General features: G+C 64.0%; 13 protein-coding genes. 4 read left to right on the forward strand and 9 right to left on the reverse strand.

The genetic code is table 11. The features are described 5' to 3' along the window. Positions 1-49: 49 nt before the first annotated feature. On the reverse strand, positions 50-508 hold the full coding sequence (locus Q0949_RS10045; protein WP_299371167.1) for an Lrp/AsnC family transcriptional regulator: 459 nt from the start codon (positions 506-508) through the stop codon (positions 50-52). Positions 509-642: 134 nt separating this feature from the next. On the opposite strand from Q0949_RS10045, the gene ald reads away from it, so the two are divergent. Together ald and Q0949_RS10055 are read left to right on the forward strand one after the other, a co-directional pair. Further along, positions 643-1,761 (forward strand): alanine dehydrogenase, encoded by a 1,119-nt coding sequence (ald, locus tag Q0949_RS10050; protein ID WP_299371170.1) that lies wholly within the window; start codon positions 643-645, stop codon positions 1,759-1,761. A gap of 95 nt (positions 1,762-1,856) precedes the next feature. Beyond that, on the forward strand, positions 1,857-2,711 hold the full coding sequence (locus Q0949_RS10055; protein WP_299371173.1) for an SDR family oxidoreductase: 855 nt from the start codon (positions 1,857-1,859) through the stop codon (positions 2,709-2,711). 49 nt (positions 2,712-2,760) lie between these two features. Here the strand turns inward: Q0949_RS10055 and mscL are convergent, their stop codons facing one another. Further along, positions 2,761-3,189, reverse strand: a complete 429-nt coding sequence (gene mscL, locus Q0949_RS10060; protein WP_299371176.1) for a large conductance mechanosensitive channel protein MscL — start codon at positions 3,187-3,189, stop codon at positions 2,761-2,763. 150 nt (positions 3,190-3,339) lie between these two features. On the opposite strand from mscL, the gene Q0949_RS10065 reads away from it, so the two are divergent. Continuing rightward, entirely contained in the window at positions 3,340-4,038 is a 699-nt protein-coding gene (locus Q0949_RS10065) for a glutathione binding-like protein (protein ID WP_299371179.1), read from the forward strand. Positions 4,039-4,041: 3 nt separating this feature from the next. On the opposite strand, the gene Q0949_RS10070 is transcribed toward Q0949_RS10065, so the two are convergent. From Q0949_RS10070 to Q0949_RS10080, 3 genes are all read right to left on the reverse strand, one after another. Next, the gene (locus tag Q0949_RS10070) at positions 4,042-5,652 is read right to left on the reverse strand and encodes a GMC family oxidoreductase N-terminal domain-containing protein (RefSeq protein ID WP_299371182.1); all 1,611 of its coding nucleotides are present in this window, start codon (positions 5,650-5,652) and stop codon (positions 4,042-4,044) included. 114 nt (positions 5,653-5,766) lie between these two features. After that, entirely contained in the window at positions 5,767-6,213 is a 447-nt protein-coding gene (locus Q0949_RS10075; RefSeq protein ID WP_299371185.1) for a YtoQ family protein, read from the reverse strand. Between the two features lie 64 nt (positions 6,214-6,277). Continuing rightward, a complete protein-coding gene (locus Q0949_RS10080) occupies positions 6,278-6,919 on the reverse strand; it encodes a class I SAM-dependent methyltransferase (RefSeq protein WP_299371188.1) in 642 nt (213 codons plus the stop codon). An 84-nt stretch (positions 6,920-7,003) separates the two neighbouring features. Between Q0949_RS10080 and Q0949_RS10085 the strand changes: the two genes are divergently transcribed. After that, the gene (locus Q0949_RS10085; protein ID WP_299371191.1) at positions 7,004-7,885 is read left to right on the forward strand and encodes a LysR family transcriptional regulator; all 882 of its coding nucleotides are present in this window, start codon (positions 7,004-7,006) and stop codon (positions 7,883-7,885) included. A gap of 18 nt (positions 7,886-7,903) precedes the next feature. On the opposite strand, the gene pheT is transcribed toward Q0949_RS10085, so the two are convergent. The 4 genes from pheT to pheS all read right to left on the reverse strand — a co-directional run bounded on the left by pheT (position 7,904) and on the right by pheS (position 12,585). Continuing rightward, the gene (pheT, locus tag Q0949_RS10090) at positions 7,904-10,300 is read right to left on the reverse strand and encodes a phenylalanine--tRNA ligase subunit beta (protein ID WP_299371194.1); all 2,397 of its coding nucleotides are present in this window, start codon (positions 10,298-10,300) and stop codon (positions 7,904-7,906) included. Positions 10,301-10,374: 74 nt separating this feature from the next. Beyond that, positions 10,375-11,196 (reverse strand): polyhydroxybutyrate depolymerase, encoded by an 822-nt coding sequence (locus Q0949_RS10095; protein WP_299371197.1) that lies wholly within the window; start codon positions 11,194-11,196, stop codon positions 10,375-10,377. 31 nt (positions 11,197-11,227) lie between these two features. Then, positions 11,228-11,440, reverse strand: a complete 213-nt coding sequence (locus tag Q0949_RS10100) for a phenylalanyl-tRNA synthetase subunit beta (protein ID WP_299371200.1) — start codon at positions 11,438-11,440, stop codon at positions 11,228-11,230. A 71-nt stretch (positions 11,441-11,511) separates the two neighbouring features. Beyond that, the gene (gene pheS, locus Q0949_RS10105) at positions 11,512-12,585 is read right to left on the reverse strand and encodes a phenylalanine--tRNA ligase subunit alpha (RefSeq protein ID WP_299371203.1); all 1,074 of its coding nucleotides are present in this window, start codon (positions 12,583-12,585) and stop codon (positions 11,512-11,514) included. Between the last annotated feature and the right edge of the window lie 14 nt (positions 12,586-12,599).

The raw sequence follows: 12,599 nt of genomic DNA on the forward strand, positions 1-12,599 counted from the left end.
CCTTCTAAAGGAATGCCTAATCGCCACCCGAAATTACGCGACGCCCCGTCTAGACAGGCAGCGCAGTTGTCTTGAACACCGTCCTGAGCGCAAAGCTGGACTGCATCTGCGCCACGCCGGGCAGGCGCGCGAGGTGCTGGCGGTGGATGCGGGCGAAATCCTCGGTCCCTTCGGCGACAACCTTGAGGATATAGTCCGCCGTGCCCGCCATCAGGTGGCATTCCAGCACATCCGGAATGCGCGCGACGGCCTTTTCAAAGGCCTCGAGCACCTCGTCGGCCTGACCCTGAAGGGTGATTTCCACGAAAACGGTTGTGGGCACGCCCATCTTGCGCGCGTCCAGCAGAGCCACGTAGTCCCGTATATACCCCGCCTCTTCGAGGCGCTGCACGCGGCGGTGACAGGCAGAGGCCGACAGGTGGACCGCCTCGCTGAGTTCGGCATTGGGCATCCGGCCGCGTTTTTGCAGGGCGCTGAGAATACGGCGATCTGTTGCATCCAGGGTCATTGGCGCGGAATCCTCCTGCATTTGCGGCGCAATACGCAACATTCTTCGACTGTTACACGCAAACACGAACCCGGTTTGGTGCCCGATTGCAAGCCTTGAGGCGCATCATGGGGGCAAGATCAGAGGAGGATCCCATGCATATCGGTTGTCCCACGGAAATCAAACCACAGGAATATCGCGTCGGGCTGACGCCCAATGCCGCGCGCGAGGCCATCGCCCACGGGCACCGGGTGTCGGTGCAGACCGGGGCCGGGATGGGCGCGGGCTTTGCCGACGCGGATTACGTCAGCGCCGGTGCGGAAATCGTGGAAACGGCGCAGGATATCTTTGCCAGTGCCGACATGGTCGTAAAGGTCAAGGAACCGCAGGCGGGTGAACGCAAGATGCTGCGCGAGGGGCAGGTCCTGTTCACCTATCTGCACCTCGCACCCGACCCGGAACAGACGCGCGACCTGTTGGCGTCGGGCTGCACGGCCATCGCCTATGAGACGGTGACGGATGCGCAAGGCGGGCTGCCGCTTCTGGCGCCGATGTCGGAGGTTGCGGGCAAGCTGGCGCCGCAGGTGGGCGCGTGGACGCTGCAAAAGGCCAATGGCGGGCGGGGAGTCTTGATGGGCGGGGTGCCCGGTGTGGGGCCCGCCCGCGTGGTCGTGATCGGGGGTGGCGTCGTGGGCACCCATGCGGCCCGCGTCGCGGCGGGCATGGGCGCGGATGTCACGGTTCTGGACCGGTCCTTGCCACGCATGCGCTATCTCGACGATGCCTTTGGTGGAGTGTTCAAGACCAGCTTTGCCAGCGCGGGCAACACCGCCGAACTGGTGGCAGAGGCGGACATGGTCGTGGGTGCAGTCCTGATCCCCGGCGCTGCGGCCCCGAAACTGGTGACACGCGCGCAGCTGTCGACGATGAAGCCCGGAGCAGCCATCGTCGATGTGGCCATCGACCAGGGCGGATGTTTCGAGACCTCGCGCGCCACGACCCATGACGATCCGATCTATGAGGTGGACGGGATCATGCACTATTGCGTGGCCAACATGCCGGGCGCCGTGGCGCGCACGTCGACCATTGCGCTGGGGAATGCGACCATGCCGTTCATGCTGGCGCTGGCGGACAAGGGGTGGCGGCAGGCCTGCGCGGATGATCCGCACCTGCTGGAAGGGTTGAACGTCCATGCCGGGCAGCTGACCTATTTCGCGGTGGGCAAGGCGCTTGGCATTGACGTGATTTCGCCGGGCCTTGCGATCAAGCAGTAGAGCGGCCGATGTAAACTGAGGAGTTTACACTGGCGGCGTGCTGTGATGAGACTGTGGCCGGGGCGATGGGCCCCTCGCCATATCGGAGCATCCCCATGCAGCACGTCATCCTGATCACCGGCACCTCGACGGGCCTTGGCATTCGCATCGCGGTGCAGGCCGCGCAGGCCGGGCACATCGTCTATGCGACCATGCGCAACCTGGGCAAACGCGACGCACTGGATGCCGCCGCCGCAGAGGCCGGTGTCACGCTGAACGTCCTGCAACTCGATGTGCAGGACACTGACAGTGTTACCGCTGCCGTGGCCCACGTCATGCAGGCCGAAAACCGCATCGACGTGATGATCAACAACGCAGGCGCGGGGTTTGTAAGGTCGACAGAGCAGGCCAGCGAAGACGACATCAACTGGGTCATGGACGTGAATTTCAACGGCGTCGTGCGCTGTACCAAGGCCGTCATCGGACATATGCGCCGCGCGCGGTCCGGGCATATCATCAACATCTCGTCTGTGGGCGGGCTGGTCGGGCAACCGTTCAACGAGGTCTACTGTGCGGCGAAATTTGCGGTCGAAGGGTACACTGAGGCGATGGCCTCTTACATCACGCCCAGCTTCGGCATCCACTTTACCTGCGTGGAACCGGGCGGCATCGCGTCGGAATTCGCCACGAATGTCTTGCAACATGTGCAGTCCACCGGCGGCATGCTGGAGGATGAGTACCTGCCGATCCTGCAGAAATATATCGGCGGTGCGCAGGACAGGCAGGGCGGCGACATCTATCAGACCGCCGATCAGGTGGCCGAGGTGGTGATGTCCTGCATCGCGGCGGACACACCGCCCATCCGCATCCGCACATCTCAATGGGCCGAAACGTTCTGTGCGCTCAAGACCGACCTCGACCCCGATGGCAGAAAGCAGCAGGCGCAGGTCATCGCGCAATTCCTGACGTAACGCAAAAGGCCCGCCATTGGCGGGCCTTCATCATCTTTTCAGGGCCGGATCACTTGGCCAGGGAGTCGCGGATTTCCATCAGGATATCCAGCTCGCTTGGGCCGGTTTCGACCTCTGGTGCCACCTCTTCCGGCTTTTCCGACATGGCTTTGACCTTGTTGACATAGCGCACCAGCATGAACACCACGAAGGCGATGATCAAGAAGTTGATGACGGCCATGATGAAAGACCCATAGGCGAACACGGCAGCCCCGGCCTCGCGTGCAGCTTCGAGCGATGCGCCCTCGGCCACGTCACCCGACAACACGAAGTACATGTTGGTAAAGTCGACACCGCCCATGAACAAACCGATAAACGGGTTGATCAGATCGGCCACCAGCGACGACACAATCGCCGTGAATGCCGCCCCGATGATGATACCGACGGCCATGTCCATGACATTGCCCTTGGCAATGAAATCCTTGAATTCGTTAAGCATATTCAGTCCCTTGTTGGCTACAGCAGTTGCGCGTTTGCCCGCGCTTCGTGCGTGAGTGAACACCTGTTAACACATGAACCCACATCTCAAAGGGTATTTTGCGGCCCGTTTTCCCCTATGTCATAGATCTACACCCACAGGAGAGACCTCATGGCCGACCTCAGCGCCTTCCCGATCACCCAGCGATGGGCCCCGAAAAACCCAAGTGTCCTGCAACTGTTTTCCTTCCCTACCCCGAACGGGGTCAAAGCCTCCATCGCGCTCGAAGAGATGGAGATCCCCTATGAAGCCCACCTCGTCACCCTGTCGGATGCGGACGTCAAAAGCCCCGAGTTCCTGTCCCTGAACCCCAACAACAAGATCCCCGCCATCATCGATCCCAACGGCCCCGATGGCACGCCTGTGGGCCTGTTCGAATCCGGTGCGATCCTGATTTACCTCGCCGAGAAATCCGGCAAGCTGATCGGTGACACCGCCAGCGACAAGGCCAAGACGATCCAGTGGCTGATGTTCCAGATGGGCGGGCTTGGCCCGATGCTGGGGCAAATGGGATTTTTCGTGAAATTCGCCGGATCCCAGTGGGAGGACAAGCGCCCGCAGCAACGCTATGTCGACGAGGGCAAGCGTTTGCTCGGCGTCCTCGACAAGGAGCTGGCGGACAAGGACTGGATCACCGGACAGTATTCCATCGCGGATATCGCCATCGCGCCGTGGCTCAATGCGCTGAACTTCTACGAGGCAAAGGACATGGTCGGCTGGGACGACCACAAGAACCTGGTGGCCTATCTCGACCGTTTCATGGCACGGCCCGCCGTGGAAAAGGGCAAGAACATCCCGCCCCGCCCCTGACCGTCAAAGCGCCGGGGCACGCATCCCGGCGCTGATCTTTTCCGCCATCATGATCGTGGGCGCATTGGTGTTGCCCCCGATCAACCGCGGCATCAACGACGCATCGACCACGCGCAGGCCGGCAACACCGTGCACACGGCCCGCCGGGTCGGTTACGGCCATGTCACCCTGCCCCATCCGGCAGGTCCCCACCGGGTGATAGATCGTGTCGGCCCGCGCCCGGATATCCGCCTCGAGGCCAGCGTCACTCCCGTCATGGGGATAAAGCCGTTTGCCCCGCCAAGGATCCAGCGGCGGCGCGGTCAGGATATCCTCCATCAACCGCGCGCCGCGTTTGAGCACGGCAAGGTCACGGGCATCGGACAGGTACCCCGGATCAATGCGCGGCGGCAGCCCCGGATCCGCACCGTGCAGCCCCACATGCCCGCGCGACCAGGGCCGCAACACGCACACGTGGCAGGAATAGCCAAAGCGGAAATGGATCTTGCGCATGTGATCATCGACGATCCCCACCACGAAATGCAGCTGGACATCGGGTCGATCCGCCCCCGCCTCCGACCGCAGGAAGGCGCCACCTTCGGCAAAGGGCGTGGCAAACATGCCCCCACCGTCACGGCGCCAGCGCAGGCCCGCGCGCGCCAGATCCGCCAACCCCTTGGGGCCCAGCCCGATCACGTCGTCGCGTTTGGAATGATAGCTGATGATGTAATCCAGATGGTCCTGAAGGTTCTGCCCCACACCGGGGGCCTCGTGCACAACTTCGATCCCGTGCTGCGCCAACTCATCCCGCGGCCCGATCCCCGACAGCATCAGCAGTTGCGGCGACCCGAATGCCCCGGCGGACAGGATCACCTCGCGCCCGGCCTGCACCAGCTTGACGCGGCCCTGATGCCTGATCCGCACGCCCACGGCGCGCCCGTCCTGCATCTCGACCTTTTGCGCCATCGCGCGGGTCAGCACGGTCAGGTTGGCGCGCGCCAGCACCGCATCCGGCAAATAGGCCGCCGCCGCCGAACAGCGCGTGCCCTTGTCCGGCCCGCGATGGGCCTGCGTCACCTGATAGAGGCCCACACCCTCTTGTTCCGGCCCGTTGAAGTCCGTCGTCACCCGGTGCTGCGCCTGCGCACCCGCCGCGACAAAGGCATGGGTGATCGCCCGCGGCTCGGCCTGATCGGCGACCTGCAAGGGCCCATCGGCACCGTGCAGATCATCCGCCCCGCGCGCATTGCCCTCCGACATGCGGAAATACGGCAGCACCGAGGCCCAGTCCCAGCCCTCGGCCCCCAGATCCGCCCATGCGTCGTAATCGCCCGCGTGCCCCCGCACATACAGCATCGCGTTGATCGCGCTCGACCCGCCCAGGGTGCGTCCGCGCGGCTGAAACCCGCGCCGCCCGTTCAAACCGGGCTGCGGCTCGGTTGAAAAGGCCCAGTTGTTGATCTTGGGCCGTCCGGAAATCATCGCCGCCACAAGCGCGGGTGCTCGCACCAGAATGCTGCGCCCATCGCCGCCCGCCTCGATCAGACAAACCGACACGGCGGGATCTTCGCTCAACCGGGCCGCCATGACACAGCCCGCCGATCCGCCCCCCACAATCACATAATCAAACTGCATGGTCCGCCCTCCCGCGTTCTTTCGAACCCTACAGGGCGGCACAAATGACACAAGCGTAACCCCGGGTCGGCGGGCGGGCGCCTTTGCCGTCAGGCAAACAGAGCCGCCCCCGACCTAGCCCGGCAACGTCCCCGTCAACACATAGCGCAGGATCTCCACCACCTGCGCAGGCTCGCGCGCCACGGCCAGTGCCGCGGCATCCACTTCCTTCAGCGCATGCGCATGATCCGGACCGTGCAGGATGATCAGAGACTTGCCCAGCGCCGCGGCATAGCCCGCGTCAAAGGCCGCATTCCACTGCTTGTACTGATCACCAAACCGCACCACGACCACATCCGCATCCGCAATGCCCTTGCGGGTGCGAATGGCGTTCACCATCGCACCCTTGTGGTCGTGCCAATACTTGTCCGCCTCGGCACCCAGAATAGCCACACCGCAATCGTCGCTCGCACCGTGATCCGTCACCGGTGCGGAAAAGGTCACATCCAGCCCCTGCGCCCCGTCGATGATCTGTTCGCGCCAGTCGGTGTGGATTTCGCCAGAGAGATAGACGTTGAGCATGGGCCAGGACCTTTCCATTGTGTCAGGCCACTCAACCTGCACCCCGCTGACGCAATTGCAAGGCTCAGAGCCGCCGCGCCACCACAAAATGATTGGGCGGACGGATCGGATAGTTGCCGGTCTCCACGATATCGAACCCGGCCTGCGCGATGCGCGCCTCCAGTCCCGCGATCGTGTCATAACGCACAAAGGGCGCCTTGCCGACACGCTGCATCAACGGGATCATCCGCCGCATCAGGCCGAACTTGAACCCAAGCCGCGGCTCGCCGAGGCAGGGCGACTTGGAGATGAACAGCCCACCGGGGGGCAACAGCGCGTGGATGCGTGCAAGCGACACGTCGATATCATCGATCAGGTGCAAGAGGTTGAACGCCATCACCACGTCGAACGCGCCGGGCTCCAGCACCCCGTCGAACACATCCGCGTGCAGGAACCGCACGTTCTCTGCCCCTTCCCGCGCTTCTGCCTGCGCGATCATGCCAGCGGAAAAGTCCGTGGCCACGATCTCTCCCAGAAAGGGCGCAAGCTCCAGCGCGGTGCCGCCGGTGCCACAGCCCAGCTCCAGCGCCCGCGACGAAGGCGACAGGTAGGTGATCACCCGGTCCAGTGTCTGCTGATAGGCGGTCATGTCGCTGATCGGTTGCGCCCGGTATTTGCGGGCCATCCGGTCCCAGAACCCCGCATGGGTTGATGCTGTCTGTGTCATCGTCATCTCCTTTGAAACTGCATATATCCCAGCACCAAACCGCAAGGAATTGACGTTTTTTGCAGCACACATATACACAAACGCATGAACCGTGAATTTGACTGGAACCACCTGCGCGCTTTTCTGGCCACCGCCGATACTGGATCTCTGTCCGCAGCCGCCCGCAAGCTGGGCATCGCACAGCCCACCGTCGGCCGCCAGGTCAGCGCCCTCGAAGAGGCGCTGGCCGTGGACCTCTTTGAGCGGACAACGCGCAGCCTGCAACTGACCGATGTGGGCCGCGAACTGGTCAGCGAGGCACGCGCCATGGCCGATGCCGCCGCGCGCGTGTCACTGCTTGCCCATGGTCGCGCACAGGCGCTCGACGGCACGATCCGCGTGACCGCCTCGGATATGATGAGCACATATGTCCTGCCCGACACGCTGATCCAGCTGCGCAGCATGGCGCCCAGCCTGCGGGTCGACGTGATTTCAGCCAATGATATCCGCGACATTCTCAAGCGCGAGGCGGATATCGCCATCCGCCACGTGCGCCCGACAGAACCCGACCTGATCGCCCGCAAGATCAGCGACGCATCCGCACATCTCTATGCCTCGAAATCCTATCTCGCGGCGCGGGGCATGCCCCGGTCCGTGGCCGATCTGGCCCAGCACGATTTCATCAGCATGACCGATGACACGGCCTTTGTCGCCGCAATGGCCGAGCGGGGCCTGCCGGTCACCCATGCCAACCTCACGGCCGGTTCCACGAGCGTGGTGACGATCTGGGCCATGGTGCGGCGGGGGTTCGGGATGTTTCCAATGTCGGATGCAATTGCGCGCCAGTTCGACGATGTTGTGCCCGTGCTGGAGGGCGAGACCGACCTGAGCTTTCCCATCTGGCTGGTCACGCACCGCGAACTGCACACCAGCAAACGCATCAGGCTGGTGTTTGACCTGCTGGCCGAAGTCCTGACCGAACGGTAACGGGCGGCAGGCCGCCCCTTATCCCCGCAGCGTGCCGCCGGTGGCCCTGGTCACCTTCTCGACGACCTTTTGGGACACGGCCTCGATCTCCGCATCCTTCAGCGTTGCCGCACGCGGTTGCAGGCGCACGGTGATGGCCAGCGATTTCTTGCCCTCGCCCAGCGCGCCGCCGATGAACTCGTCGAACAGGCGGACATCCTCGATCAGCGCCTTGTCGGCCCCTGCGGCGGCATTCACCAGCGTCAGCGCCTCGACCTCGGCATCCACCACAAAGGCAAAGTCACGCTCGACCGCTTGCAGGTCGCTGATGTCCAGCGCCTGCCGGGTCGCGCCCGATTTGCGCGGCATCGGCAGTTCGGCAGGCCAGAGGGTAAAGGCCATCGCGGGCCCCTTGATATCCAGCGCCTCGAGCACGCGAGGGTGCAATTCGCCAAACACGCCCAGCACCTTCTTGGGGCCCAGACAGATCCGGCCATGACGGCCCGGATGCCACCATTCCGGCGCGCCGCGCAGGATCTGCACCTTGGCCGGTGCGCCCATCGCGGACAGCACCGCCTCGGCATCAGCCTTGGCGTCGAACACATCGACGGGCCGGGACGCACCATGCACGTCCTTGGGGCCCGTGCGCCCGACCAGCAGGCCGGAGACCTGCAAATGCTGCTCGCCCGGCTCTCCGCCGTCAAAGGCGGGGCCGACTTCGAACAGGGCCAGATCCATGAACCCGCGCGCCTGATTGCGCGCCGCAGCCTGCAACAGGCCTGGCAGCAGATCGGGGCGCATGTGGCTCATATCGCTGGAAATCGGGTTTTCCAGACGCGTAGTATCATCGCCCCCGCCAAAGAGCGCTGCCGCCGCCTGATCGATAAAGCTGTAGGTCACGCACTCGTTGTAACCCAGCGCCGCCGCCGTGCGCCGCGCGATCTGTTCGCGCCGCTGGATCGGGGTCATCACCGGCTTGGGCACGCCCGCACCCAAGCGCGGCAAGGGTCGGCCCTGCAACTTGGTCAGGGACGCGATGCGCGCCACCTCTTCGACCAGATCGGCCTCGCCCATCACGTCAGGTCGCCAGCTTGGGACCTGCGCCATGTCACCTTCCAGGCGAAAGCCCAGCGCGGTCAGCGCCTGGCGCTGTTCGCTTTCGGGGATGTCCATGCCCACGAGGCTTTGCACCCGTGCGGCATCCAGCCTGTAGGCGCGGCTTGTGTCCGGCACAGCACCGGCGCTGATCATGTTCGACACGGTCCCGCCCGCCACATCGAGGATCAAGGCACAGGCATGATCCACACCCGACGGGGTAAAGGCCGGGTCCACGCCCCGTTCAAACCGGTAACGCGCGTCCGAGTTGATCTTGAGCGCGCGCCCCGTATAGGCGATCTGGACCGGGTCCCAATAGGCGCTTTCGACAAAGACGTTGACCGTATCCTCGGTGCAGCCCGTGGCGGCGCCACCCATGATGCCCGCGATGCTTTCCGGGCCGTTGTCATCTGAAATGACCATCTGACCGGCTTGCATCATGTATGTCTTTTCATCCAGCGCCACGATCTCTTCGCCGCCCTTGGCGCGATGCACACGCAGATTGCCCGCCACCATGTCGGCGTCAAAGACGTGCAGCGGGCGGTTCAGGTCGTAGGTGAAATAGTTGGTCACATCCACGAGGAACGAAATGGGCCGCAGCCCGATGGCGCGCAGACGATCCTGCAACCACGCGGGGCTAGGCCCGTTCTGAACGCCGCGGATCACACGGCCAAAGAAGGCCGGGCAGCCGTCCAGCGTGTCGTCGTCAATGCTGACCGCGATATCGGCGACAAAGCTGCCCTCGACATCCGGCACAGGGCACGGGCGCAATGTGCCCAGACCGCGCGCGGCCAGATCGCGGGCAACGCCCCGCACACCCAGCGCATCGGGCCGGTTGGGCGTGATGGCGATCTCGATCACCGGATCGACCTTGGCCGGGTCATTGGCCGCAAGCCAGTCGACGAACCGTTCGCCAACCTCGCCCGAGGGCAGTTCGATGATGCCGTCATGTTCGTCCGACAGCTCCATCTCGCGTTCGGAGGCCATCATGCCAAAGCTCTCGATGCCGCGGATCTTGCCCACGCCGATGGTGGTGTCGATGCCGGGCACGTAGACGCCCGGTTTGGCGACCACGACGGTGATCCCTTCGCGCGCATTGGGCGCGCCGCATATGATCTGCTTGGTGCCTTCGTCGGTGGCAACCTGACAGACACGCAGCCGGTCGGCATCGGGGTGCTTTTCCGCGCTCAGCACATGCCCGATGGTAAAGTCGGCCAGCTTTGCCCCACGGTCCTCGACCCCTTCGACTTCGAGGCCGAGATCGGTCAGAGCATAGGTGATCTCGTCCACCGTGGCGGTGGTGTCGAGGTGCTGCTTGAGCCAGCTGAGCGTGAATTTCATCGGGTGCGTCCCTTGCCTTGGCGTCTGCGCCTGCAATGGCAAAGATCGCGCCAAGGTGCAAGCCGCGGCGGGGCCTAGGGGTAGGTGGGCGTGCGTCCCAGCACCTCGTCCAGCTGCCGCCCGATCCAGCCGTGGGGGATGAAATGCCCGCCGGGATGGATGTCGAGCGTCACCCGCGTGCCGTCGGTGCAGTCGGCCCATTCCGTGCGCGTCAGCGTCAGGAAATCGACCACCGACCAGTCCCGCGTATCCGCCACCGTGTCGTCACAGCCCAACCGGTCGCGCCACAGCCGGGCGGGGTAATCCGTCTCTCCCTGCGGGCCAAGGGGGAAATCCAGCACGTTGTCCTTGAGGCCATGCACGTGGCGCGCCTCTTCCGGGGCCTGCGGGCACTCTTCGGACAGGCTGATCGTGCCGGAAATGCCCAAGAGCGCGCGGATGTTCATGTCCGTGCCGCGATCGCAGGCCACACGCCACGCCATGATCGACCCATAGGAATAGCCCGATACGAGGATATTGTCGGGATCGACCGGATACCGCGCCATGACATCGGCCAGCACGTCGGCGGCAAACTGCACGTCCTCGGTTTCGGGATACCACATGTTCCAGGTCTTGCGGATGCCGTTCGGGGCGATCAGCAGCACGCCGCGCCGCCGAGTGGCGCCCGATATCCGCTGGTGCTGCACGGGCAGAGCGCCGGTGCGTTGCCAGCCGTGAAAGTGGATGAGGACGGGCATAGGGCTGGTGCCGTCCCAATCGTCCGGCTCCTTGACGTGATAGGACCGGTCGCCCAACACACAGGGCACATCCAAATGACAGGTATCACGCTGCCACGGCCCCATGGCGGCGGCAGGCAACGCCCAGCAAAGGGCGATCAGGCAAATCAGATATCTCATGCGGCGCACGCTACCCATCCCCGCCCCGGTGTCACGTCACATTGTCGTGGTCGTCGCTGTTGCGCCGCTGGATCGCCTCCAACCAGCGGTCGATCAACAGGATCGGGGCCAGCACGATTGTCCAGCCCGCGACGTTCAGAAGGGTAAAGGTGAGTTTGAGATGCGCAGGCATGTCCGACCGCCACAGGAATATGTGGGCTATGCCGATCACGGCGATCATAGCGAGGACAAGCCAGAGGCGCATGGGGATCAACGTAGCACGCTGCGGGCGGTGCGCAATGAATGCGCGCCCTACGTACCTCTGCCAGACGCTGACTACCGGCTCAACCCGCCATGCAGTGTCGGGACATCCAGCGCGGCAAAGCCGTAGTGGCGCAGCCAGCGCAGGTCGCTGTCAAAGAACGCGCGCAGATCCGGCACCCCGTATTTCAGCATTGCGATCCGGTCGATCCCCATGCCAAAGGCAAAGCCCTGCCAGATCGTTGGGTCGATCCCGCCCGCTTGCAGCACCTTGGGGTGCACCATGCCGGAGCCCAGGATCTCGAGCCAATCGTCGCCCTCACCCACCTTGAGCGTGCCGTTGTCCCACGAACAGCGGATGTCCACCTCGGCCGATGGTTCCGTGAACGGAAAGTGCGAGGCGCGGAACCGCAGGTCGACCGTATCCACCTCGAAATACGCCTTGAGGAACTCCTCCAGCACCCATTTCAGGTTCGCCATACTGATGTCCTTGTCGATGGCGAGGCCTTCGACCTGGTGGAACATCGGGGTATGCGTCTGATCATAATCCGCGCGGTAAACACCGCCGGGACAGATGATGCGCGTGGGCGCGCCGGTGGCCTCCATCGACCGGATCTGCACCGGCGACGTGTGCGTGCGCAACACATGCGGCGGGCGATTGTCGCCCTCGGCACGGTGCATATAGAACGTGTCCATCTCGGCCCGTGCCGGGTGGTGGCCGGGGATGTTCAACGCATCAAAATTATACCAGTCGGTGTCGATGCGCGGCCCCTCGGCCACGGAAAACCCCATTTCGGCAAAGATCGCCGTGACCTCTTCGCTGACCTGGCTGATCGGGTGGATCGTGCCCTGCCGCTGCGGCCGTGTGGGCAGCGTCACGTCCAGCCATTCGCTGCGCAGCCGCTCATCCAGCGCTGCATCAGCCAGCGCCGCCTTTTTGGCGCTGAGCGCGCTGTTGATCTCGTCCTTGAGCGCGTTGAGCGCCGGGCCCGCCACTTGGCGTTCCTCGGGCGTCATCTTGCCCAGTTCGCGCATCTTCAGCGCAACCTCGCCCTTTTTGCCAACAGCGGCGATGCGGATATCCTCCAACACGGCCTCATCAGCCGCATCAGCGATCTTTGACAGGTATTTGGATTTGAGATCGTCCATGGCGCCGCTGTTCC

The organism is uncultured Tateyamaria sp., from assembly GCF_947487805.1.
Classification (GTDB): Bacteria; Pseudomonadota; Alphaproteobacteria; order Rhodobacterales; family Rhodobacteraceae; genus Tateyamaria.